We start from the raw sequence: 23,485 nt of genomic DNA on the forward strand, positions 1-23,485 counted from the left end.
TTCCCTAACCTTCCCATCATGGGAAGGTTATTTTTTGGCTTGATTTCCCCAGGGCCTACCTCGGGCTGGCTGAAATGGATGCTCCACCACCAGAAATAATGCAATAGGAAGGACTCTAGAGTACGGGTTAGCGATAGACCTTGCCTAGATGTTCAGCGAATTCCTTCCGAATCAGCCAACTGGAAATCCTATTGATGGGGAAAATCGCTAATAAAACAACCGCCAAATGATGGATAAATTTCATCTTTTTGTTGATCAACTAAGCTATTTTACTTGACTTTATCTAAACTTTACAAATTAGCTTAGATAGTTTACGCTATCTTCATAAAAGATTCAGTAAGATTACTGAAATAAGAAAGTACAATTTTCGGTTACAGACTCCGAATATTTGAGGATATCTTAATCCACAGGTCAATAGTCCGATCTCTTGGAACAAACATCAGGAGTTTGAGCAGACCTTCGGGAGAAGTAGTCAATTCTAACAATGGTCATTGATTACCCACCCGTCACACATCCTCGGTTTACTTCCCTATCTCCCCCAGAAAATCATCGGGTGTCAGTCTAGACAAATTCACAGTCTATTTATGGGGCTTTAGTATTATGAGTATTCAAAGAATGTCTTGGACGGCTTCCCTTGCGGCAGTAATGTTAGTGGGAGGATGGCAAGGGCAAATCGCAGAAGCAGCGACTCTGATTCTCTATGATGGAGGAGCTAATAATTTGCCGAGTCAACAAGGTGAACTGGCGTTTGGGGCTTTTTATAATAGCAGTCTGCTTTCTAATGAAACTCGCTTTGTCACGCCGGGTGATGGTGGGGTTACTTTTGTGACCAATAATGTGGGGAATACGCTAGTGGGAAGTCGTTACAATGCGACCTATGCGGGTTATAGCAATTACAGTCCTTTTATGGGAATTCCTGTTAATCCGGCTTTTCCCACCTTAGACACAACGGTAGGTTTTACGCTGTCGTTTAATTTAGCGATTCAGAATGCTTTTAATCCTTCCCCGAATGAGGCGGGTTTTAGTGTGTTGGCGATCGCGGATAATGGTTGGGGAATTGAGTTAGGCTTTACCCAAAATAGTATTTTCAGCCAGTCTGGGGATTTCACGGCCTCTCAAAGTGCAGGGCATAATACCAGTGTTGCAACCCAGTATGATTTACAAATTCTCGATCAGACCTATCGCTTATTGGTCAATGGGACGGAATTGTTAATGGGACAATTACAGCAATATGGCCAACGCTCCAGCAATCCCTTACCTTTTAATCCCTACGCTCAAAGTAATTATCTGTTCTTGGGTGATAATAGTCCTAGCAGTCATGCTACGGTGAGGTTGTTCTCTGCACAAATCGATACAACACCCGGAACTATTGATTTTGGAGGAAGTGATGCTGACTCTGGAACTGGAGGAGGGAATGATTCCGACTCTGGAACTGGCGGAGGAAGTGATGCTGACTCTGGAACTGGAGGAGGGAATGATTCCGACTCTGGGAATGGGGGCAGTGGAGATCATGACGAGGGGGATGGGACAGATATCACGAACGGGAATGGTCATGGGGAGAACTCCGACGATACTACTAAAGTACCCGAACCTTCTGCCTTAGTGGGTTTAGGTGCGATCGCCACTTTCTGCTTACGTCAACGCTTCCAACAAAAACCTTGATTCAGCCAGCCCTAGGTAGGGCTGGCTGAATAAGTCCGAGAGTTGGGGAGTCGGGAGTCGGGAATAGGCAATCGTGCCAGTTTTAGATGATCTGTTCCCTGTTAAGAGTTCCCTGTTCCCTTGTTGAGCCTAGCATAGGCGTGTTATTCAGCAGACCCTAGGTAGATAAGCGCGACGGATTCCGCCTAAAATGCTCTTGATTCAGCCATCATAAATCAAGCCTGTGATAACAAAAGAGTCGATTTCTGTCGGAGCATTAGATTGGTTTTACCGAAAAGTCCAAGCGGAACGAGAAACGGATAAAGGACCCGTGATTCTTCTGCACGGTATCCCCTCCCAAAGCTATAGTTGGCGGTGGCTCATGCCTGCCCTTGCAGAACAGGGGATGGATGCGATCGCACCGGATTGGATTGGTCACGGATTTTCCGCTAAACCTGATAAACGGGATTTTGCCTACACCCCAGATGCTTATATACAAGCTCTGGGCGACCTTCTTGATGCTTTAGAGATTCAAACCTGTTCTATCGCGGTTCAAGGCTTTTTAGGCTCCGTTGGGCTACAATTTGCCTTGCGGAATCGCGATCGCCTAGAACGCCTCATGATCTTTAATACCCCCCTCAGTCCTAGTGCTAAACTGCCCTGGAAAATGCAGCAGTGGGGCATCCCCCTAGTGGGCGATATGTTAACCCAAGATCCCTTACTGATTGACCGCACTTTAGAGGGAGGCAGTGGGTTCCAAATTTCTGATGACGATCTCGACATCTACCGTCGCCCCTTCCTGCAAACCTCCTCCACTGGGCGTTCCCTCGTCGCCACCATCAAAAACCTCCAACTGCCCCAAGCGACGGCCGAAATTGCCGAGGGACTGAAAACCTGGACAAAACCCACCCAAATTATCTGGGGAATGCTCGATCCTTGGCTCGACAGTGCCATGGTCGAACCCTTCGCCAGTCAGTCTAATGTGGAATGGGTAAAACTGCCCGAAGCCAAACACTACCCCCAAGAACACTGGGGAGAAGAAATCGAACCGGATTTAGTAACTTTTTTGCGCCGTCAGTTCGTTTAAGGTCGCGAAACTCTGTATTCTAGTGATATCAAATCGATTGAATTCCAAAACCCATTATGAAACAGTTAAGGTCTATTCTGGCTTTGCTTTTGGTCTTAATGACCTCCTTCCTCGTCGCCTGTGGGAGTGGTGTTGCGAAAGCTCCCCCCACCTACACTCCCGAGAAAGTGGCTGAAATTGCCACCTATCTCGCCCCGGTTAAAGCGGCTAGAGAACGGATGCCCGAGTTAGGGAAACTCATTGAAAAAAAAGAATGGAATGACGTTGATTCCTTTATTCACGGTCCCCTCGGCGACTTACGCGCCAGCACCAGCGCCGTCACCCGCGCCCTGTTAACTAAAGATCAACCCCCAGCCGCAGACACGGCGAAAGAATTATTCGCCCACTTTGAACGCATTGATGAAGCCGCCCAAGGTCGCGCCTATAAGTTGGCAGTGGATGAGTATAAAGGGGCTGTGGGGGATTTTGATGCCTTTATTAACTTGATTCCCACTCAGAGTGATTCATGAGTCGAGTGGTTATTGTCGGGGGGGGGATTGTCGGAGCGGCGATCGCCTATGAGTTAAGTTTAGTGGCAGGGTTGGAGATTACCCTGTTGGAGCGCGCTGTTCCGGCATCGGGGTCTACCAACGCCGCCCTCGGCGTACTCATGGGGGCCATTAGCCAGAAAAACAAGGGCAGGGCTTGGCAATTGCGCGCCACCAGTATTCAACGCTATACTGCCCTGCTCCCCCAACTAACCGCAGAACTGGGGCAACCTATCCCCCACAATAATCAGGGAATTTTGATGCTCTGTTTTGACCCCACAGAACTCCCCCGTTGGCAAAAGCTGATTGAACAACGGGGGAGCCAAGGCTGGAGGCTGGAACTGTGGGATCAGGAGCAACTGCGCGATCGCACCCCCCAAGTTAAAACCTCTCGGGCGATCGCCGCCATCTATTCCCCCCAAGACCTACAACTTGACCCCACCGCCGTTACCCAAGCCTTCCTCACCGCCGCCCAAAATCGCGGCGTAACCTGTCAATTTGGGGTTGAAGTTCAAAATTTCTCGGCAACCGCCCCAGAAGGCGCAGAAACCCGCCAATGCCATCACGTTCAAACCACGATAGGATCTCTTGACTGTGAGTGGTTAGTCCTGGCCGCCGGATTAGGTTCAACCGCCCTCACCCAAGCCCTCGCCAGTCCCGTTGATATACGCCCCGTATTAGGACAAGCCCTACATCTGGAGTTAGATCACCCCCTCAATGACTCGTTTCAACCTGTGATCACCGGGGAAGATGTGCATATTGTCCCCGTCGGGCGTTCTCAATACTGGCTGGGGGCAACGGTGGAATTTCCCAATCATCAGGGGGAATTAGTGGCGAATCCGGTTTTATTGGAAGAAGTGCGACAACGGGCGAGTGAATTTTGTCCCGACTTAGCCACCGCCAAAATTATCCGCATTTGGTCGGGTCAGCGCCCCCGTCCCGAAGGTCGCCCAGCGCCCATTATTGAACCGCTTCAAGGGTATAGCAATGTGATTTTAGCAACGGGACATTACCGCAATGGGGTTCTTCTTGCCCCGGCTACAGCCCTAGCGGTCCGGGATTGGGTAACAGGAGAGTATGTTAATCCTAGCGTAAGCTAGAACGGCGACAGAACGCCTCTTGTTCCTCCACTAAACGCCCTGCACTGGGGGCATCCAAGGCATCCGAGAAGAAATAACCTTGAGCTAAGGAACAACCCAACTCTTGAATCTTCAAGAGTTGGGTTTCTGTTTCGATGCCTTCGGCGATCGCGTCCATGCCCAAACTCTGGGATAACATAATGATAATTCGGGCAATTTCCACACTACTGGCATTGGTTTCAATCTCCCGAATAAACGAGCGATCAATCTTTAAGGTATTTACCACCCCCTGCCGCAAATCATTTAAGCAGGAGTACCCCATACCAAAATCATCAATGCAAAGTTTAATCCGTCGTGCTTGTAATTCCACTAAGCGGGCGGCGGTGAACTCCCGGTTTTCTGTCCAAAGACGTTCCGTGACTTCTAAACTCAACCAAGCACTATCAATCCGGGTTTCCCGGCACACTTGATCAATCTGATCAATCAGATTGGGATGTAAAAATTGTTTGCGAGAACAGTTTAAATTGACAAATAACGGGAAATTTAACTGATTTTCCGCTTGCCAAGCCTTCAAACTTTGACAAACCTCCCGCAGCATCCACTCCCCAATGGGGATAATCAATCCCGTTTCCTCGGCTAATCCTAAAAAACTATCGGGGTACAATAACCCGCGCTGGGGATGTTGCCAACGTAAGAGGGCTTCAAAGCCTCGCAGATTCCCTGTACTTAAATCAACGATGGGCTGGTAGTGAATGACTAAATGACGCTCCTCAATGGCCTCCCGTAACTCTAACTCCAGTTTGAGCCGTTTCATGGCGGTTTGATACATCGTCGGGGTGAAAACCTGATAACAGCCTTTGCCCCGTTCCTTCGCCTGATAGAGGGCGGTGTCGGCATCTCGGAGAACATCATCAGGCTGTTCGTAATAAATGGGTAGGGTGTCTTTGGGGTCTTGTAAACCGGGGATGACACTACTGTAAACAATGCCAATGCTGACCCCGGTAAACACTTGATACCCGTTGAGATGGAAGGGCAAGGATAAAGACTGTTCGATGCGTTCTGCTACTTGGGTAGCAATATTAATGCTGTGGATATCTTCCAGTAAAATGGTGAACTCATCGCCCCCTAAACGGGCTACGGTATCATGGCCGCGCACACAATGTTCTAACCGACGGGCGATCGCTTTTAATAACTCGTCCCCCACTAAATGCCCTAAACTGTCGTTGACCACCTTAAACCGATCCAAGTCTAAAAACAGCACGGCAAATTTATAATCTTCCTGAGATTCGCTTAATTGGGAACGCCGTAACGCCTCACTCAATCGCATTCGGAACAATGCACGATTCGGTAAATTTGTCAAGGAATCATAAAAAGCCCGTTGATGAAGTTCTTGTTTAATTTCTTTTTCTGGGGTGATATCGACTACCATCCCCTCATAATAAAGGAGTTGACCCGTCTCATCGTGGACAGCGCGGGCATTTTCACAAATCCAGACCTTGCTGCGATCGCGCCGATAAATTTGAGACTCAAAACCGACCACCGCCCCCGTTGCCCTCATCTGCCGTACAAACTCCTGCCGTCGGCGAGGATCAACATAGAGTTGCTCCCCAATATTCGTTAGAGACTCCATTAACTCCGTCGGGGAATCATAGCCATAAATTTGCGCCAAAGCGGGATTCACACTCAGATAGTGACCATCGGCCGTACTTTGGAAAATCCCCTCTAGGGCATTCTCAAAAATACTCCGATACTTGACCTCCGCTTGGGCTAAACTCTCTTGGGCTTCCTTAATTTCCGTAATATCCCGAGACACCCAGACCACCGTTTGATCCGGTGTCGGAGAAATATTCGCTGAAAACCAGTATTCTTTCCCCTCAATGGTCAGGGAATACTCAAAATTGCGAATGGTTTTCCCCGTTGCTAATGTCTCCTGAATACAGGTCAGATAGCGATCCGCTTCAGCCCCCGGAAACACCTCCTGAATGGTTTTATTTAACAAATGCTCATAAGGTTGAACCAAAAGCGCCGCCTTCGTCCGGGCAATTTTCAAATACCGCCCCTCGCCATTAAATACCAAAATTGTGTCACTCATGGCCGAAAACAGCGCCTGTAGTTCGCTCGCTTGGGCTTGTAGAGCATCCTCACTCCGTTTCCGGTCGGTAATATCCGTAATAAAGCCCTCTAGCCCCAACAATTGCCCTTGAGGGTCATAAATCCCATGACCTTTCTCCCAGACCCATTTTTCCGCCCCAGAGCGGGTTTTAATGCGATATTCCACAATATAGGGGTGCTGGTTTTCTGCCCCCTCACGAATCGCCGCCAACACCATCGGTAGATCCTCGGGGTGAATAATCCGGTCAAAAGCATTTTGATCCGGGCGACTTAACTCCTCACTGGTATAACCCGTTAACTCACAACAGCCCTCACTTAAATAAGTCATAGACCAGTGGGGAGGATTGGGATCCGCTTGGAAGAAAATCCCCGGCATGGCATTGACTAAACGACTCAGTTGTTGCTGACTGGCGTGCAGTTGTGCTTCAATTTGTTTACGCTGCATTAACTGTCCCAGATGGTGGGTGATCCCTTCAGGTCGTTGGGCAAAGGTACTCACTAAATCCACCAAATACTGATTCCACGGTTGGATCTGTTGGCTAAAGAACACTAACACCGCAATAATTTTGCCTTCTACTAAAATCGGTACCCCAAAGCCCGTTTTAAAGCCACAGTGTTGGGCGATTTCCCCCCGTAAAAATCCTTCATCTTGGCTTAAATCTAGCGACCAGTAGGGTTTTCCCGTTAGCCAAATCCGACCGGGCAAACCAGAACCGGGTTTAAAATGATAGTTTTGGCTGACTTGGCGAAAGGTCTCGAATAGAGGAGAACAGTCTACCTTGTCCGAATTTAAGGGATGATAACAACACCAGGCCGGACTTAATTCTAAAGCCGTGTAGTCTGCATTACTGACCCAAGCCTCCCCAAAGTTCCACCCCGTCGCTTGGCAAATCTTCAGGAGAATGGTGGCGATCGCACTGTCCAAGTCCTCCGCTTCCCCAATACTCAAACAAAGACTATTGAGCAAATTCGCCTCCTCTTCCTGACTCTTGCGCTTGGTAATATCCGTAATCAACCCCTCCAGTGCAATCAATTCCCCCTGTTGAGAAAAGACCCCATTTCCCTGATCCCAGACCCATTTTTGCTGTCCCTGTCGGGTAATAATCCGATACTCCAAACTCAAAGCACTTTCTTGAGGACTCACCGACTCCAGCGCAGACCTTACCCTCTCCCGATCATCGGGGTGAATTAAATCAAACCAAGTCAGCTTACGGTGTCGGGTAAACTCTCGGGGACGATACCCGGTTAATTCCGTACAGCCATCACTGATAAACAAACAAGTCCAAAGAGGATCCCGATGAATTCGGTAAATCGTCCCCGGAATATTGCGGGTTAAACTCGATAAATCCTGTTGCCGTTCTTGTAGCGCTTTTTCAATCTGCTTGGGGTAAGTAATATCTTGAAACACCCCTAAGACCACTTCCTGACCTTGCCAATCCATCAATTGCAGCGACACCAAACCCCAAAGGGGTTTCCCATCAATCCGCCTCAATTTTAGTTCATAGTTCGTCAAAGACCGATATTGCAACAAGGCCTGAAACAACACTTGCCACGCGGCCGACTCAAAATAAAACTCTAGGCTACAGTGACCGATAACCTGCTGGGGGGTTAACCCAAACACCCCACAGAATCCCTCATTGGCGTGGAGAATAGCCCCATCTTCTACGGAAGCGACTACCACCGGAAGAGATAATGCCAGAAAGAGTTCTAACCCAAACTCAGCGTCGCAAAAGGGAGATAATGCTGAGTTAGATGTTTCACGATGCTGGGGGTTAGGGGTTAAGAGGTCGGAAGACTTCCTATGAACCGAATTCATCACAGAATTATGCCTAAATTAATTATGCTTAAGTTATATGTCACTATCTCATTCAGAACCAATTCATCAAGAGCCAATGGATTAGGATGATGTTATTCCCCCTGAAGGGTTTAGTTTGAATCCTGCCTAGTTTGAGTTGTTTTTCCGCTTAAGGTTTTGGCTTTTGCCCTAAAATTCCAGCCCCAAAACCTGTGATTCTGCATCTCCAAGATTTAGACTCCTAAACTGAAACGAACAAAAGAACTGGAAAAAACCAATGAAAACGAGTTAATTAATAGTTCATATGTACTACTCTTAGGTGATCGAGAAAATCTGAAGACCTATCTTTTAAAATGGACTTTTCTTCAAACTGGACAACTAGCCTAAACTTAGCTCTATCAAACTGGTGTAGTGATCTGTGATCTATTCCCTTACCTAAAATTAAACTCAGTTGAATCATTTTATTTTGTTACACTGAATACATTTTAACGAAACTTCAATGAACGACACGCCCTCAAAATTTAGATTATCTTGGGTCCCCTACGCTTTTTTGTTACCCGCTTTAGGGATTTTAACCTTGACGGTTTTTTTCCCGGCTTTTCAAGCATTTTCCCTTAGTTTTGCCCGTTATGAACGAATGCTGAATGACCCTCCGACTTGGATTGGTTTGGCAAATTTTGAGCGTTTGCTGGCAGACCCAGTTTTTTGGCAGACCTTACGCAATACCCTCCTTTATCTGATTGGAGTCGTTCCTATTTTAGTCTTTCTGCCCCTATTTTTAGCGGTTTTAGTGAATCAAAAGCTCCGGGGGATTCACTGGTTTAGAATGTATTTTTTTACACCCGTAGTAATTTCCATGGTCGTAGCGGGGATCGCGTGGAATGCCTTATATGACTCTAACGGGGTTTTTAATCAAATTTTACGCGCCCTCGGCTGGGAGTCTGGTATTTTGTGGTTAACAGACCCCCATTCTAATTTACCTCTATACAGCGTTATGGTCGTGACCATTTGGAAAGGATTGGGTTACTATATGGTGATTTATTTAGCTGGACTACAAGGGATTCCGGCGGAATTGTACGAAGCGGCCGCCATTGATGGTTCAGTGGGATGGCGCAAACATTGGGATATTACATTACCCTTAATGCGTCCCTATTTAGTATTAGTCGCCGTCATTTCTGCTATTTCTGCGACTAAGGTTTTTGATGAAGTGTATGTCATGACTCAAGGGGGGCCTGGAAATCGTTCTAAAACCGTGGTTTTTTATATGTATGAACAGGCCTTTCGCCATTTTGAAATTACTTACGCTTGTACCATTGGGTTAGTTCTATTTTTACTAATTTTTGGACTAGCCTTGCTCAATTTGTATCTCTCCAATCGTCAGAAAAATTACGCTAATCTGCGTTTTTAACCTTATCTTTTTACTCCTAAAATCCCATGAAACCCATACGCTGTCCCAAATGCAATGGAGCAATGGAACAAGTGATGTATGCCGAGATTGAGGTAGATCGCTGTATCCAGTGTCATGGCATTTGGTTTGATTATCGAGAGGCTGAACAGTTGAAGACTATTGAGGGATCGGAGATTTTGGATGATGGGGAGGAAGTGGTTGGCGATCGCTACGATCCCTCCGCCAAACCCCTATCCTGTCCCCGTTGCCGCACCCCCCTCCTACAAATGCTAGACATAGATCAATACAGTATTTGGTACGAAAAATGTGTTAAATGTCATGGCATTTGGCTAGATGCCGGAGAATTTAAAAAATTTAAACAGAACTTTAGCCGCAACAAAACCAGCCCATCCATCAAGCGTTTATGGGGATTTACCGCTAATGGCCCCCTCCCGAGACAGATTGACCCCTAACTCCTAACCAAACATTTGATACACTAGGGCGAGTATCCCTTTAAAATCAGCCCATGTTAGACGAAAACGCTAAAAAAACCATGTTACGCAAAATCCCCCACGGTTTATATGTCTGTGGGGTAAAAGACGGCGAAGAAATGAATGGTTTTACAGCCAGTTGGGTCATGCAAGCTTCCTTTGAACCCCCCTTAATTGTCAACTGTGTGCGACAAGATTCTGGCTCCCATGCCATGATTCAAAATAGCGGCGTTTTTGCCTTGTCCTTCCTCGAAAGTGGTCAAAAAGAAGTAGCCGCTAAATTTTTTAAACCCCAGCGTCGAGTCGGGAACAAATTAGCCGATATTGACTTTACCCTTGGTGCAGAAACAGGTTGTCCCATCCTCACCGACTCATTAGGTTATGTGGAATGTAAAGTAGTCGGATCTGTTCAAGAAGGAGATCATACCGTGTTTGTTGCCCAAGTCATTGGGGCTGGAATTCATCGGGAAGGAGATCCCTTAACCTTAGAAAGTACCGGATGGCAATATGGCGGTTAATGGGTTCTTGCCCTAAAATTAAGCCCAACCATGATAGGTTAACCCTTAAAAATCAATTCAAAATCAGGATAAATTTCCCATGCCATTGATTCAGATAAAATCCTCTGTTGTTAGTCCCGATAAGGCACAAGTGGAGTCGTTGTTAAAGAATTTATCGGCTAAATTAGCCCAACATTTAGGTAAACCCGAATCCTATGTTATGACCGCTTTTGAAAGTGATGTTCCTATGACCTTTGCAGGAACAACTGACCCGGTTTGTTATATAGAAATTAAAAGTATTGGCACAATGAGTTCTAGTCAGACCAAGAGCATGAGCCAAGACTTTTGTCAAGTGATTAGTGAAAGATTAGGCGTTCCAGTGGGGCGGATTTACATTGAATTTGCCGATGCGAAGGGCTCCATGTGGGGCTGGAATAGTGGCACATTTGGTTAAGTCAATAACCCATTCTGACACTCTCACCGCCAAGCTGCGCTGTGGCGGGAGATTCTTGTTTCAGTGAACTACCCCACCCTGCCGAGGCGCGAGGATGGAGCTTCCTGATTCAATGGGAAGTGCTTTCCATACCGAAATATAGCGAGTCTTATCTTCCCTCCCCAAGCAGAAGTCCTAGTTCCTAAGACCCAAATTTTCTCTTGCAACACAGCCCTTTTTAGCTTGGTTTTCGCTTTTGGGAGTTAGTGGTCAAGTCCATCCCCTCCCTGCAAGCGAGGAAGGGGAATTCCGCAACATTTTTGTTAAATTAGTATGAGTTCCACACTTGGGACAAGTCCATTCTCTATCTTTTAACTCATCAACTCTCGTCGTCCTTCTAGCGCCCGGGCTAAAGTCACCTCATCGGCATATTCCAAATCTCCCCCCATCGGCAAACCGAAAGCAATTTGTGTCACCTTAGTAAAAGGCTTAACTAACTGTCCCACATACAACGTCGTCGTTTCCCCTTCCACACTGGGGCTAATGGCTAGAATAACCTCCTGTATAGCGTTTTGGCTCACTCGACGCACCAAGGACTGAATATTTAACTGGTCCGGGCCGATGCCATCCATCGGGGAAATAACCCCGCCCAAGACATGGTACAGGCCGTTATACTCCCGGGTTTTTTCCAAAGCAATAACATCCCGACTATCCGCCACGACGCAAACCGTCGTTTTATCCCGATTGGGATGGCGACAAATGGGACAAACTGGCTCCGCCGAGAGATGAAAACAGACTTGACACAAACCGACACGCTTTTTCGCTTCCACTAAAGCCTGAGCGAGGGCTTCCACTTCATCCTCTGGGCGTTTGAGGATATGTAACGCTAACCGTTGGGCTGTTTTGGGGCCAACACCGGGTAAGCGTTGTAATTGTTCAATCAGACGGGCAAGGGGGGCTGTGTAAACCGTGACGAAACCTCCTTGTTATGATGGAGTCACTCTAGAGAGGAGTACAATCCTATTGTACCTGTTCATGGTTTCTATGGAAAAGGGAACGGGGAGTCGGGGGACAGCCGGGATGTGCTTCAATGGAGCCACTCATTTAGAGGGAATTAAAACTGGGAAAACATAAAGCCCAAAACAAAAATAAACAAAGCTTCAATGGAGCCACTCATTTAGAGGGAATTAAAACCGGAGTGGAAAATATACCAAGTCAGGTTTCACTCCGTGCTTCAATGGAGCCACTCATTTAGAGGGAATTAAAACGACAAACACCCAGCCTGAGCAAGCCCAACTTGTTCGCTTCAATGGAGCCACTCATTTAGAGGGAATTAAAACTTGATTAGCTCGGCGAGTAGTAAAAGCGGGTTGCCCGCTTCAATGGAGCCACTCATTTAGAGGGAATTAAAACCCTGTATGGCTGCATTAGCTGCCTGAATCTCCCCGCTTCAATGGAGCCACTCATTTAGAGGGAATTAAAACTGGAAAGTCGCAATAACAAGCGCCCTATTATGTCAGCTTCAATGGAGCCACTCATTTAGAGGGAATTAAAACAGAACCGGGCATTGGTGGCACGATTCAAGAGCGTGCTTCAATGGAGCCACTCATTTAGAGGGAATTAAAACAGCATTGGAAATGCTCTGGTCAGCCCTTCGATTGCAGCTTCAATGGAGCCACTCATTTAGAGGGAATTAAAACTTGAGCCTGCCCTGACCCCATTAATCAAAGAAGCGCTTCAATGGAGCCACTCATTTAGAGGGAATTAAAACAGCCAAACAACTCCACCATCCGAAGGGCGAGGGCTTTGCTTCAATGGAGCCACTCATTTAGAGGGAATTAAAACGACATAGGAAGGAGAGGCACGGAGCGATCCAAACTTGCTTCAATGGAGCCACTCATTTAGAGGGAATTAAAACCGAATGTTTTGGTTTCTTCCAAAGTAGAGTTTAAGGCAGCTTCAATGGAGCCACTCATTTAGAGGGAATTAAAACGAAAATCCCACCAAAAGGAGAAGAGACAAAGCAGAGCTTCAATGGAGCCACTCATTTAGAGGGAATTAAAACGCCAAATAAAATCAATCGACAAATCAGCATAGGCGCTTCAATGGAGCCACTCATTTAGAGGGAATTAAAACGCCTTGAGGATCAGACCCATCTCATCAATTAAAATGCTTCAATGGAGCCACTCATTTAGAGGGAATTAAAACCCTGCCCCCCTTGCTACAAGTTCCCGTCCCCGGGCCTGCTTCAATGGAGCCACTCATTTAGAGGGAATTAAAACCCCGGGCCTGAGCAGGTGTTTGGAGTCGATGCTGAGCTTCAATGGAGCCACTCATTTAGAGGGAATTAAAACGTTCGGATGGTCGACCCTCGGAAAAGGTTACAGGGGCTTCAATGGAGCCACTCATTTAGAGGGAATTAAAACCCGTAAATCCCGTGATGGTAGTTATACCGTTAGCTTCAATGGAGCCACTCATTTAGAGGGAATTAAAACTTTGGCGGAAGTTCACAGAAACCAGAAAATTGGTGTAATTGCTTCAATGGAGCCACTCATTTAGAGGGAATTAAAACTTTAGGTTGATTGCAGACATCAAATCATCGTAAATGCTTCAATGGAGCCACTCATTTAGAGGGAATTAAAACCCATCTCTGTTGCCTCTCGGTGACGTAATAGTGGGCTTCAATGGAGCCACTCATTTAGAGGGAATTAAAACATAAAATCCAAACAAAGAAATCTGTAAAAGTTTTTTGCTTCAATGGAGCCACTCATTTAGAGGGAATTAAAACGTGAACCAACAAAATACCACCTCCCTCCGAAGTTTAGCTTCAATGGAGCCACTCATTTAGAGGGAATTAAAACTTAATGTGATGTAAGGAAGAACGGATATAGATCTAGCTTCAATGGAGCCACTCATTTAGAGGGAATTAAAACTCAATTTCAAGTCGTCGGCAGGCAGTCCTAACTGATGCTTCAATGGAGCCACTCATTTAGAGGGAATTAAAACTCAAGCAAGCGTTAGAGTTTGCTTGGACTAAAGCGCTTCAATGGAGCCACTCATTTAGAGGGAATTAAAACTGAAGTCCCTTTTTTTAGTGGGTTTAATGCTGCAAGCTTCAATGGAGCCACTCATTTAGAGGGAATTAAAACATTTGCGGAACTTCTCCAACAAAAACTCTACAAAAGCTTCAATGGAGCCACTCATTTAGAGGGAATTAAAACTGCGGCAGTCTGAAAGTCCTGATACATAAGGTTTTCAAGGTGCAGTTGCGCGACACTCACCCAAAATAGGCGATACAAGATCATCATACCCGATTTTCCTCCTGATGAAAACCCCCGAAACCCAGACCCCATAAGACCTTGAGAAACTGCGCGACAGTCCCCCAGCACCGAAAACGCTCAAACCCAGACCCCATAAGACCTTGCCCCCCTTTTCTGCCCCCAGCCAAAAAAAACACCCACCCCGTCGCGCAAATTCCCCCTAATCCGGCCTGAATGCGGGAGTCGGGAATCGGGAATCGGGAGTCGGGAATCGGGAATCGGGAGTCGGGAATCGGGAGTCGGGAATCGGGAGTCCGGGAACTCTCCCCCCCTGTTCCCTGTTCCCTGTTCCCTGAAGAGAGGGAATCGTTGTAGGGGCGCAATGCTTGCGCCCTAGGGAGTCGGGAGTCGGGAGTCCGGGAACTCTCCCCCCTGTTCCCTGTTCCCTGAAGAGAGGGAATTGTTGTAGGGGCGCAATGCTTGCGCCCTAGGGAGTCAGGAGTCGGGAAAAAATAGCCCTTGGGATGCCCGAACGGAGCGTTACGCTCCGCTAACGCACCCTACCCACTATTCCCCCTCTCCCCGGCTCCCTAATTCAGCACACCTCAAACAAACCTAACCCAAAATGCGCCCCATAGCCCAACGCTATCGGCCCTTGCACCTCCTGCTCAAACTCAATCGTTACCCCCAAACCATAACTCACCCCCCGCGCCCCGTGGTTATTCCGACGCTGTAACCAAAAATCCGACCCATAAAACCGTTCCCCCCCAAAACGACTAGACCTCGGCCAAATTTCAACCGACTGAGGACAAGGGAACCCCATATCCTCCAACAACCATTTCACCTGTCCCTCCGCCGAATATTTCCCCCGCTTCTTACGATGATTCGGCAACACCAACGGCGTTATACTGCGCCACACCCTCCCCCGACCACATAACCCCCCAAACATCTCCGCCCCCCCTTGCTCCACCTTCCCCAAAGTCAACAACACCACCCCCAACTCAGACCCCCCACGCCCCCGCAACTTCCGCACCTTCCCCAACGTCGTCACCCCTTCCCCACTGAATCCCCCACGCACCCAAACCAACAAATGATCAATTTTCCCGTCCCCATCTGCATCCTCCGGCAAACAAAAAGCGTGTTGATGCCCTGTAAGCGGCCCCTGCTCATCTCGCCCCGAAAAAAGCGGTAAACCATCGGGATAGTTCTCCGACTTTGAGCCAGTCGTTAACGAGCGATGGAGACGCTCCCCCAAACTAATGGCCTGAGTTAAGGGCGGCAACACCGGAGCCACCAACTGAAACCGCGCCACATTGGGCAGAAATTGGCTCACATTAGAAGGACTAGAAGACTTCGACACCCGAGGGGGAATCGTCCAATAGGACACCCAACGAGCGCCCGGAATCCCATTCCACCCCTGAGCATGGAGGTCGCCAATATCTAAACTTAACGCCTCCAATAAATCTCCCGGTGCTTGCCATGACTTCTTGCCCTTCTTCGGTCGCGGCAACAACGCTAAAGCCTCCTGTAAGCCCCTTAAACCCTCCCCAGAGAGCGGCACCAACACTTTAATCTGTTCCGGCATTTTGTCCGGTTCTGGGTCTAATTCCGCCTGTTCCGGGGCTGTCGTGGGCTGTTCCGCCGGGGTATCCATCACCCCCACCTCTACCCAAGATTCCACCTCCACCCAAGATTCCGCCCGTCCCAAATAAGACAACTTCTCCGCCAGTTGAGCCAATAATTCCCGCTCCGGAGTCGATAACTCCACCCCCGGCCACCAAACCTTGAGACAATTTGACCGTTCAACTGCATAAAACGTATCAATCACCCGAGTTGTTTTATCCTTAATGGGCATATAGTGGCGAGTGTGGGCGGCCGTGTGGGGGGGCAACTGGTAACGGGGCAACACCTCCGCCAACTGGGTAAGCAACCCCAAGAGTAAAGACCGTTCTGGGGGGTCTGGTAAACGATAGTACACAGCAACCAGTCCCCGCAAAATCCGCCAAGGGGAAGGCGGCCACTCCACCACCCCCTCATTCACTTGATGATTCCACGGCGTAGCATGATACCGTCCCGCTAAAAATTTAATAGTTAAACCAATCGTCATGGGTCTATATGAGTGTTAATTGTTGAGTTGATACTTGATAATGATTCGGAAACAGGGAATAGGTGGGAGTCGGGAGTCGGGAATCGTTGTAGGGGCGCAATGCTTGCGCCCTAGGGAATCGGGAATCGTTGTAGGGGCGCAATGCTTGCGCCCTAGGGAATCGGGAATCGTTGTAGGGGCGCAATGCTTGCGCCCTAGGGAGTCGGGAATCGTTGTAGGGGCGCAATGCTTGCGCCCTAGGGAGTCGGGAATCGGTAGTAAGTCTTAATTCTCCCTCTCCCCCTCCCCCCCTGTTCCCCGTTCCCTAACCCCACCAGCAAAGTTATTCAGAAAGCCCTAGTTAACCCTAAGATTTACCGAGTTTTACAACAGTAATAGAGGGGTCAGCAAAAACCCCCTGCTTGGCTACAGTAGAGATTAACTCCGGTAAGGCCTCCGTTAAATCCTCTAAAGAAGGTAAGGAAAAAGAGTCAGGCCGGGTAACAACTAAATCACCCACACAATCTAAATCACAGGCTGTTCTGAGGCGGAGGCCTTGCTGGAGAAAAGACTGCACTTTCCACAACGCTAAGGCAATCAGAAGGTTTTCCACAGCCTCACCGAGACGATAGCCCCGAATTTGAGCCAAATCTAAACTAAAATAAGCCGTGATTTTTGCGGCCGTGTATTCCTCGCGGTGAAAGGGAATATTGCCCCCCCCTTTCTTAGCATCACCTTGGGGATTCACCCGGTCATTTTTCACCCCTCCCGATGAAACAACTTCCACATTTTCCGCCTCAATAAAGCCGGATAACGCCCGCGCTAGTTTGAAACGCCCTCCGGCTAAATCTTTCTGGGCGAGGAAAACACCATGAAGCAAAGAGTTAAAGTCATATTTAGCTAAAACAACAGCCAACTGGTGAAAATCAACGGGTTTTTCCGGGTCGATTTCTAATTCTTGCTTAATTTGCTTTAAAAATGGCTGTTTCATATCTTGGACAATGTAGTTAGAGTTGAGACGATGGGCTTCTAGGATGGAGTTGGTAAAGGGTTCACCTTGAGCGTTGACAACCTGCACAAAGGGCAATCCGGTTAAGGCTTGAACCAGTTGGTTGTTGGCTATATCCCATACAGTTGATTCCAACCGATTGGCGACACTTTGGGCGGATTCCACTAAAACCATTGTTGTCCCAGATTCAGGCAGTTTATAAGTGGCTGCCCCTAAGTCGGGAAATCCAGTAGGTTGGAAGCGAGTACCTTGTAAGGGTTTTAAGGTAGCTTCTAGGAGTAAACGAGGGGCTTGTTTTAGGGGGGAAAGGTCGATGTTTTTCATGATTTTTGCTTGTTGATTTGGGTAGTTTATGGGTTGATTTGAACAGGATTTAGGGGTGTTAGGTTGCGCTTTTCCTGTGCCTAACCTAGGGAGGGATGGGCTAAAATGCTGGGTAGATATTCGACCAAGACTGACCAATTTTTCCAGCAAGAAGGGATTTAAGCCAGTCATGGACTTCTCCTTGTTCGATGGACTTTGATTCTCCTAATTTATCACAGGCTTCTTGCACAAATTGGGCAACGATGGGCGCATAACAAGGATGAGCTTGTTCTATTTCTAGCAATTTTTCCTCACCCAATAACCGCATATCTTCTAAGGGAATAACGGCAGTTGAAGCGGCTTGAGGGGGTAAACCCTTACGCGCTTTTTTCCAAGGAAATTCTAAATGGGTTAAATCACTTAGGTCATAAGCATGATAAGCTCCAAAATAGTCCCAAACTTTATCGAGAATTTCTGTTATTTCTGGAATGAGTTCTGTTAATACTTTAGAGTCGGGGATGGGTAATTGCTTGGCTTCAAATTCACTATAAAAGTGATAAGCTGGGGGACAAACGGGGCCATAGCGCCAAGCTTGAATTTCTTCAGTGAACAAAGGCTCATGATATAGGGCTAAATAGAGACATTGGGAGTAGTAAAGCAGTTTTTGAATTTTCATGTTAGTGATCAGGTTTTCTCGACCATCTTCGTAGGCTTTGATGATGAAATATTTGGCGATGTCTAGGGATGATTTCATGGTCTATTCTCCTGTTTTTAGTTGAAAGTGCCGTGAAGTTGTAATACCTTTTTTGTCGTTTTTATGGATGGATTTGGGGGGTGTTGGGTTGCGCTTTTCCTGTGCCTAACCTAGGGATAGATGGGCTGGATTCATTGTTCCTCCTTGGATTTGTCTTGGATTAAGCTCAATAAGTAGTCAATATCGTTGTCGGCTAGGGGGAAAGCTAGGGCGGCGGCGAGACGGCGGGGGTTGACTATCCCAAACCCTTGGCGAGTAAAGGGTTTTATCCCACTGCCTTGGAGTCGGCGGGCGGCGGCTTCTATGGCTCGGGTACTATCCCCAGCGGCTAGTTTTCGCAGTAAACCGGGGACGACTGGCAGGCGAGAGGGATGCTGGGCTGAGGTTTGTTTCTGGGATAGTCGGGGACGATGATGCACAACTTTCAGGAGGGCATAACTGGCGGGAATGGGGGATAGACGCTCCGAACAGGGGTTTTCGGCGTTTTGGCAGTCTAACAAACTTAAACCTCGTGCGATCGCCTCCAACCGTTGATCATCCACCTCTCCGTTTAACCACGCCATCACGTCATCTAAGGAAGCGGTGGGTTTTTGGCGTTCTGGACTAGGCCTCTGGATTTTGCCACTGTCTTCGCCCTCCTCTGACTTGTTTTTTTGCTGTTCCTCAATCTCAAGGCGCTGTAACCATTGGATTAAATTCTGCTCTAAGTTAGCCCCATTCTGCCAAGTGGTGCGCTTATCGTCGTGTTCTATCCAGCGCTGCCCTCTCACCCAAACCAGTCGCTCCCGTAGATTCTGCCCCACTAAGGCTAAGGCTAAACGAAATTCTGGGCTGTCTTGGCGACATTCTTTTAGCCATTGATCGGCATCTTTTCGCCCTTGATCGGCATTGCCAATCACCAAGGGTTTTAGGGGTTTGTCCTTGGCTTCTTTGGTGCGAAACGCCCGGTCTAGAGTGGCTTCCACCTCTCCAAGGCAGATTAAAACCTCAAGGAGATTCCCCCGTCGTTGCTCTTCGCTACTCTGGGTTAATTGCAAAATCTGGGTTTGTAACCGACGGTGAACGCGCTGGAGGGAAGCAGGGGCTTGATCAGAGTTGGCTAGGCGTTTAAGCTGCTTTAACCAAGAAGTGAGGGGGGCGAGTCGGTCTACTTGGACATTGCGCTGCACTTTGAACCGTCCCAAGGGAATGGCAAAGTAGGACAGGCCATTGCGCTCTTGGAAACTATAGCGCACGAACTCTGTTAGATTGCGATGGATTCCCAATTGGGCGATCGCACAAGCAAAATCCACCCCATCCACAGCCATCCGTTGGTTAAACTTCGCCCGTCCTTCCCGAAACAGACTCTGTAACTCCCGATGTGATGCCCCCTTCGACCACAAGGGAAGCCACATCTCCCCCCTGGCCTTATCATCAGGAGCCGCGCTCCCATAGCCAACGGTGGAAGAACGCACGGTAAAGGGATAAGAAAGGCCCCCAGACCCATCCTGTTCATAGCGTCGCGTCACCCCAGCCATAAACATTAAAGCCCCTTCTAACATCAAAATAAAATCCCAAGGATTGACCCGGGGATTGCCCACAAATCCCGGCACAGCATTGGCTCCCCCCGCCGCAATGGGGTTAAACTGTCCAATCACGCCGTTATAGTTCAAATTGGGCAAGACTTCGGCAAATAAAGCCGCTCGTAACAGGTGATCCGCCCCCGTTTGAGGTTTCCCCGTTTCCACCTGAAAAACAACCTGTAACTGCTGCATGGTAGTTCGGCCAAATTCAAAGTTGCCATCATTCCCCCCAGTTCCCAAGAGAGGGGGAAATTGTGCCTGATCTGGGGTAACTAAAGCGCAGGCATCGAGCCAAGGTAAGGCGCTGTCAGGTACTTTATTCCGTAATTCGGTTAAAAAGGATGATTTTTCACCTGCTGATGGTTGTTTTGCCATCTCTCCCACCTGTTCCCGTCCAACCGGGATAGTCTTTTGATAGGCAGCAAAACGGCTTGATTTGGACTGACAAAAGGCATTGAGCAGTTTTTGCTGGGCTTTATCTTTGGGGTAAAATCCCGTGCTGCCATTCCAAGGGGACACGAAGGGGGTGGGGTGATAGTCATAGAGAAAAAAGTCGAGGATCTGTTCTCGGGTGAGGTCGGTTTCTAGGCAAAACAGATCATCTTGCCAAAAGCCATAAAGGTTGGCGGTGCGTTGTTCTGAGAGAATCCGCAGAACGCCCAAGGCTTTGAGATAGTGGGAGAGGGGTTCTGGGGTGCAACCTGTGAGTTTTAGGGTGTGAGACATGGGATTAGGGAATAGGGAATAGGGAACGGGGAATGGGGGAGAGGGGAGAGGGGGAGAGGGGGAGAGAGGGAGCAGGGGGAAACGAGGAATTAAGACTTACTACCTAGGGTCTGCTGAATAACACCAGATGCTAGGCTCAACAAGGGAACAGGGAACTCTTAACAGGGAACAGATCATCTAAAACTGGCACGATTGCCTATTCCCGACTCCCGACTCCCGACTCCCGATTCCCCAACTCCCTGGGGCGCAAGCATTGCGCCCCTACACCGACTCCCGACTATCCCCCATTCCCTCTTGCCGACGCTTGCCAGTCTGCAATCCGGATGAGGGCTTCGAGATAGGCTAGTTGGAAAGGGCCGTATTGGTCTAAAAGTGCGATCGCCTGATTGGTCCAAGATTGAGATCCAAACTCCAAACAATCAAGACTTAACACCGTCTCCGCTAAGGTTAGATTTCCCCCTAACTCCACCTTGGGCAATGTATCCCCCTCCCATACCCCACAGGCATATCTCTGGGGTGGAGGGGGCGCGGTTTCACTGGGGCGGGGCTGAACCGTGAGACGCACTTTCCCATGATGACAAGCCACTAAATAGACTAAGAGAAACTCCTCCCCGGCCGCTAACGCTCCTAGGGCGCTCGCCCACTCATGGCGGAATCCCCTTCTCCAGTTTTTGGGACGGTTTCGGTCTTGCCAATGATGATCCGACTTCGCCCAAAGCGTCCCTTCACGCCCCGGACGATCTCGCGTCAGTAAAGACTGAAACACCTCATGGGCTTTTCCCACATCGTGATACCGTCCCGAACGAATCAGCAACTGCACCAAATCATCCCCCCAGCCATAATCCCCCTGTAACGCTTCACACAAAGCCGCAACAGCCCGGGCTACATCGTCCGCGTGTTGTTCCAAAGAAATAAAGCCACTCCCGTAGGTTGTGGGGTCGTCATCATCCTGCTCCAGGGCTAAACTTTCTTGAGTAACCTTATCCTTGGGCTTTGGGGTTTTTCGGGCTATTTCTGAGATATCCCGATCCTTGGGATCCCCTGTAAACCCTAAGCGGTCAGAATAGCCCCCCGCCCGACAAGAGAGTAAAATCGAGCAACCGGGATAAAGTACCCCCAGTTCCTCCCACTTCCCCTGACTCCGATCCCACACATAGCCCTTACTTTTGGTCTTCTGGATCTGTTTCCAAAATTCCCGAGACTGGGACAGGGAAACGCGGCATAATTCTTGAGGCTCTAGGGAGCGCTGATCTTCGACATCCTCAAAATCCCGCCAAGCAAACATCACATCCGCCCCTCCCTGATCCCGAATAAAGGGCGACACATCCACATCATGCCCCATCAGGTCGGTGGAGGTGTCGAAGAGTTGCCGGAGGTCAGACTGGCGGGGAATGAGTCCCTCTGGGGCTTCTGGGGGGATGTTGAGAGAAACAAGGTTAGCAGGACTCACGTCCGAGAGCTTGAGCAACTGGGAACGCGCCGTGGTGAGGGCTTCGACGGTATAGGGGAGGGTGATGTTTGTTTTGCTCAGATCCTTGTAATCCAGCCAATAGATTTGAGCCTTTGCATTCTGTTCTCCCCGTCGATTACACCGCCCAAATCGCTGCACCAAAGAGGACCAAGGGGCTAACTCGGTGAACAGCACGGCCGCCGATAGATCCACCCCCGCTTCAATGGCTTGGGTAGCAACCACAATCCCTTTAAAATCCGGTAATCGTTCTTGCTGTTGGGTGCGTTCCTTAGCGCGAAAACGACTATGAATGAGCAAGGCCTCAATATGGGGCGCTTCTGCCGTCAGACGTTGATAAATGGCTTGGGCGCGCTTAACTTGATTACAAATGACCAAGGTGAGATCCCCGGGGGGATGGGCGGCGAGAATTTCTGGGACTAGGGCTTTCCCATAGTCGGTTTCCTTGCCCCCATCCCAGACGACAGAACAGCGTTGTAGGGGTTTGTGGGCATAATAACGGGGTTTTAGTCGGGGATGGGTTAAGTCTGCGTCGGATAGCTGCAAAACGTCCGTCACATCGGGCTGATAGTCCACCGTTTGCACCTGTTCCGGGTGGAGGGTGGCGCTCATCCACAAAGATTGAGCGATTCCATAGACTCCCCATTGCTCCCGAAAGGCTTGTAACTGGGCGGTGGTGCGTAGTCCATTGCCCATTAGTTGGGTTTCGTCCATCACCCACAGACAATCATTATTGACCAAGGCAAAATCAATCGGCCAGGAGTTGCGCCCCATACTGTAGCCTCGATTGAGGGCGCGACTCAAGAGTTGATCTTGAGTCCCCACTAAAATACAGGATTGCTCGGGCTGGATGACCCAAGTTCGATCAATGCTTCCCCCCATAAACTGGTGCAATTGAACTGTGTTGCTTTCCTGACTTTCGGTTAACCACTGCTGAATATTGCGGGTGGTTTGTTCCACGAGGCTACGCATAGGGAGACAGTAGACCAAACGGCGGGGAGTCTCACGGGGGCGTTGTTTCCGCCGCCACAACCACGCTAAGGCGATCGCGGCCGTTTTTCCCGCTCCGGTGGGTGCATCGAGAAACTGTGGGAGTTTTGGGCGTTCCGCGAGGGCGATTTGATAGGGAAAGGGTTCAAAACTTGTAATGTCCCTAAACCAGTGACTGAAATTATTGCTCATTCGGCTTTACCTACCGTTTTTGCTGAAAGTTTGATGACAGGGAGAGTGCGTCTGGAATCCATGCAATCCACCCCTACCTTAACAGA

General features: G+C 48.7%; 16 protein-coding genes, 1 pseudogene and 1 CRISPR repeat array. Of the genes and pseudogenes, 10 read left to right on the forward strand and 7 right to left on the reverse strand.

Features of this window, described 5'->3' with window-relative positions; genetic code table 11:
- Positions 1–600: 600 nt before the first annotated feature.
- The 4 genes from SPI9445_RS0112985 (at position 601) to SPI9445_RS0113000 (ending at position 4,355) form a co-directional block, all read left to right on the forward strand.
- On the forward strand, positions 601–1,662 hold the full coding sequence (locus SPI9445_RS0112985; protein WP_164674519.1) for a choice-of-anchor Y domain-containing protein: 1,062 nt from the start codon (positions 601–603) through the stop codon (positions 1,660–1,662).
- 223 nt (positions 1,663–1,885) lie between these two features.
- The gene (locus tag SPI9445_RS0112990) at positions 1,886–2,728 is read left to right on the forward strand and encodes an alpha/beta fold hydrolase (protein ID WP_017305187.1); all 843 of its coding nucleotides are present in this window, start codon (positions 1,886–1,888) and stop codon (positions 2,726–2,728) included.
- A 56-nt stretch (positions 2,729–2,784) separates the two neighbouring features.
- Positions 2,785–3,237: a photosystem II protein PsbQ gene (gene psbQ / locus SPI9445_RS0112995; protein ID WP_017305188.1), complete on the forward strand. Its 453-nt coding sequence runs from the start codon at positions 2,785–2,787 to the stop codon at positions 3,235–3,237.
- Positions 3,234–4,355, forward strand: coding sequence for an NAD(P)/FAD-dependent oxidoreductase (locus SPI9445_RS0113000; RefSeq protein ID WP_017305189.1), 1,122 nt, complete (start codon positions 3,234–3,236; stop codon positions 4,353–4,355). Before psbQ ends, SPI9445_RS0113000 begins: the two co-directional genes overlap by 4 nt.
- Here the strand turns inward: SPI9445_RS0113000 and SPI9445_RS27635 are convergent.
- Complete coding sequence (locus SPI9445_RS27635; RefSeq protein WP_017305190.1) at positions 4,342–8,262, reverse strand: EAL domain-containing protein; 3,921 nt, start codon at positions 8,260–8,262, stop codon at positions 4,342–4,344. The two genes, SPI9445_RS0113000 and SPI9445_RS27635, sit on opposite strands and share 14 nt — an antisense overlap.
- Before the next feature lie 478 nt (positions 8,263–8,740).
- Here SPI9445_RS27635 and SPI9445_RS0113010 point away from each other — a divergent pair, with 478 nt between their 5' ends.
- The 4 genes from SPI9445_RS0113010 to SPI9445_RS0113025 all read left to right on the forward strand — a co-directional run bounded on the left by SPI9445_RS0113010 (position 8,741) and on the right by SPI9445_RS0113025 (position 11,070).
- Positions 8,741–9,649: a carbohydrate ABC transporter permease gene (locus SPI9445_RS0113010; protein ID WP_017305192.1), complete on the forward strand. Its 909-nt coding sequence runs from the start codon at positions 8,741–8,743 to the stop codon at positions 9,647–9,649.
- 26 nt (positions 9,650–9,675) lie between these two features.
- Positions 9,676–10,101: a TFIIB-type zinc ribbon-containing protein gene (locus SPI9445_RS25470; RefSeq protein WP_052646637.1), complete on the forward strand. Its 426-nt coding sequence runs from the start codon at positions 9,676–9,678 to the stop codon at positions 10,099–10,101.
- 53 nt (positions 10,102–10,154) lie between these two features.
- Entirely contained in the window at positions 10,155–10,637 is a 483-nt protein-coding gene (locus SPI9445_RS0113020) for a flavin reductase family protein (protein ID WP_017305194.1), read from the forward strand.
- 79 nt (positions 10,638–10,716) lie between these two features.
- Entirely contained in the window at positions 10,717–11,070 is a 354-nt protein-coding gene (locus SPI9445_RS0113025; protein WP_017305195.1) for a phenylpyruvate tautomerase MIF-related protein, read from the forward strand.
- 350 nt (positions 11,071–11,420) lie between these two features.
- On the opposite strand, the pseudogene recR reads toward SPI9445_RS0113025, so the two are convergent.
- Positions 11,421–12,017, reverse strand: a pseudogene (gene recR / locus SPI9445_RS0113030) (recombination mediator RecR); the annotation flags it as partial.
- 116 nt (positions 12,018–12,133) lie between these two features.
- A CRISPR array of direct repeats spans positions 12,134–14,270; the repeat unit is 37 nt; unit sequence GCTTCAATGGAGCCACTCATTTAGAGGGAATTAAAAC.
- 273 nt (positions 14,271–14,543) lie between these two features.
- On the opposite strand from recR, the gene SPI9445_RS30585 reads away from it, so the two are divergent.
- Positions 14,544–14,684: a hypothetical protein gene (locus tag SPI9445_RS30585; protein WP_164674520.1), complete on the forward strand. Its 141-nt coding sequence runs from the start codon at positions 14,544–14,546 to the stop codon at positions 14,682–14,684.
- Between the two features lie 220 nt (positions 14,685–14,904).
- Here SPI9445_RS30585 and csb2 read toward each other — a convergent pair whose 3' ends face one another.
- Complete coding sequence (csb2, locus tag SPI9445_RS0113045) at positions 14,905–16,416, reverse strand: type I-G CRISPR-associated protein Csb2 (RefSeq protein ID WP_017305198.1); 1,512 nt, start codon at positions 16,414–16,416, stop codon at positions 14,905–14,907.
- Between the two features lie 40 nt (positions 16,417–16,456).
- Between csb2 and SPI9445_RS30590 the strand changes: the two genes are divergently transcribed.
- Positions 16,457–16,684 (forward strand): hypothetical protein, encoded by a 228-nt coding sequence (locus SPI9445_RS30590; RefSeq protein ID WP_164674521.1) that lies wholly within the window; start codon positions 16,457–16,459, stop codon positions 16,682–16,684.
- 78 nt (positions 16,685–16,762) lie between these two features.
- Here the strand turns inward: SPI9445_RS30590 and cas7g are convergent, their stop codons facing one another.
- The 4 genes from cas7g to cas3g form a co-directional block, all read right to left on the reverse strand.
- Positions 16,763–17,728, reverse strand: a complete 966-nt coding sequence (gene cas7g / locus SPI9445_RS0113050; RefSeq protein ID WP_017305199.1) for a type I-G CRISPR-associated RAMP protein Csb1/Cas7g — start codon at positions 17,726–17,728, stop codon at positions 16,763–16,765.
- A 100-nt stretch (positions 17,729–17,828) separates the two neighbouring features.
- Complete coding sequence (locus SPI9445_RS0113055) at positions 17,829–18,461, reverse strand: Panacea domain-containing protein (RefSeq protein ID WP_017305200.1); 633 nt, start codon at positions 18,459–18,461, stop codon at positions 17,829–17,831.
- A 131-nt stretch (positions 18,462–18,592) separates the two neighbouring features.
- Positions 18,593–20,749 carry a type I-G CRISPR-associated protein Cas8g1/Csx17 gene (gene cas8g1, locus SPI9445_RS0113060; protein WP_017305201.1) on the reverse strand — a complete coding sequence of 719 codons (2,157 nt, stop codon included), beginning with the start codon at positions 20,747–20,749 and terminating at the stop codon, positions 18,593–18,595.
- 277 nt (positions 20,750–21,026) lie between these two features.
- Positions 21,027–23,399, reverse strand: a complete 2,373-nt coding sequence (cas3g, locus tag SPI9445_RS0113065; protein ID WP_017305202.1) for a type I-G CRISPR-associated helicase/endonuclease Cas3g — start codon at positions 23,397–23,399, stop codon at positions 21,027–21,029.
- Positions 23,400–23,485 lie beyond the last annotated feature (86 nt).

Source organism: Spirulina subsalsa PCC 9445 (genome assembly GCF_000314005.1).
Lineage (GTDB): Bacteria > Cyanobacteriota > Cyanobacteriia > Cyanobacteriales > Spirulinaceae > Spirulina_A > Spirulina_A subsalsa.

Bases quoted from the DNA above. Each gene is read 5' to 3' on its own strand.
- SPI9445_RS0113025 (WP_017305195.1), top strand. From the start codon at position 10,717: ATGCCATTGATTCAGATAAAATCCTCTGTTGTTAGTCCCGATAAGGCA.
- cas8g1 (WP_017305201.1), bottom strand. From the start codon at position 20,749: ATGTCTCACACCCTAAAACTCACAGGTTGCACCCCAGAACCCCTCTCC.
- cas7g (WP_017305199.1), bottom strand. From the start codon at position 17,728: ATGAAAAACATCGACCTTTCCCCCCTAAAACAAGCCCCTCGTTTACTC.
- SPI9445_RS0113020 (WP_017305194.1), top strand. From the start codon at position 10,155: ATGTTAGACGAAAACGCTAAAAAAACCATGTTACGCAAAATCCCCCAC.
- SPI9445_RS0113010 (WP_017305192.1), top strand. From the start codon at position 8,741: ATGAACGACACGCCCTCAAAATTTAGATTATCTTGGGTCCCCTACGCT.
- SPI9445_RS27635 (WP_017305190.1), bottom strand. From the start codon at position 8,262: ATGAATTCGGTTCATAGGAAGTCTTCCGACCTCTTAACCCCTAACCCC.
- SPI9445_RS0112985 (WP_164674519.1), top strand. From the start codon at position 601: ATGAGTATTCAAAGAATGTCTTGGACGGCTTCCCTTGCGGCAGTAATG.
- SPI9445_RS0113000 (WP_017305189.1), top strand. From the start codon at position 3,234: ATGAGTCGAGTGGTTATTGTCGGGGGGGGGATTGTCGGAGCGGCGATC.
- cas3g (WP_017305202.1), bottom strand. From the start codon at position 23,399: ATGAGCAATAATTTCAGTCACTGGTTTAGGGACATTACAAGTTTTGAA.
- psbQ (WP_017305188.1), top strand. From the start codon at position 2,785: ATGAAACAGTTAAGGTCTATTCTGGCTTTGCTTTTGGTCTTAATGACC.
- SPI9445_RS25470 (WP_052646637.1), top strand. From the start codon at position 9,676: ATGAAACCCATACGCTGTCCCAAATGCAATGGAGCAATGGAACAAGTG.
- csb2 (WP_017305198.1), bottom strand. From the start codon at position 16,416: ATGACGATTGGTTTAACTATTAAATTTTTAGCGGGACGGTATCATGCT.
- SPI9445_RS0113055 (WP_017305200.1), bottom strand. From the start codon at position 18,461: ATGAAATCATCCCTAGACATCGCCAAATATTTCATCATCAAAGCCTAC.
- SPI9445_RS30585 (WP_164674520.1), top strand. From the start codon at position 14,544: ATGCGGGAGTCGGGAATCGGGAATCGGGAGTCGGGAATCGGGAATCGG.
- SPI9445_RS30590 (WP_164674521.1), top strand. From the start codon at position 16,457: ATGATTCGGAAACAGGGAATAGGTGGGAGTCGGGAGTCGGGAATCGTT.